The sequence below is a fragment of the Dyella jejuensis genome (assembly GCF_044904675.1).
In the GTDB taxonomy this organism is placed as follows: Bacteria; Pseudomonadota; Gammaproteobacteria; order Xanthomonadales; family Rhodanobacteraceae; genus Dyella_B; species Dyella_B jejuensis.
In genome coordinates, this window is the sequence record NZ_JADIKJ010000122.1 from 1 (window position 1) to 281 (window position 281).

At 72.6% G+C, this 281-nt stretch carries 1 protein-coding gene; it reads right to left on the reverse strand.

Features of this window, described 5'->3' with window-relative positions:
• Positions 1–281: AMP-binding protein (locus tag ISP15_RS18700; RefSeq protein WP_404549489.1), on the reverse strand; the 281-nt coding region annotated here is incomplete at both ends.

The following is a 281-nucleotide window of genomic DNA, read 5'->3' on the forward strand; positions in this document are numbered from 1 at the left end:
TGCGCCGGCGCCGCCGCCAGCTCCGCGCGCAGCGCCGCCGTGTCCAACGCCAGCGGGATCGCCGCGTGCAACCCTTGCAGCAGGGCTTCATGGCCGATCACGCAGTCCGCCTGCGCGTCATCGCGCATCATGGCCAGCCGTGCCGGCGGGTTGTCCGGATCCAGCGGCACATACGCGCCACCGGCTTTCCACACCGCCAGGATCGCTACCGCCAGGTCCGCCGAACGCGGCAAGCAGATGCCCACCGTCACCTCCGGACCCACGCCGCGCGAACGCAGACC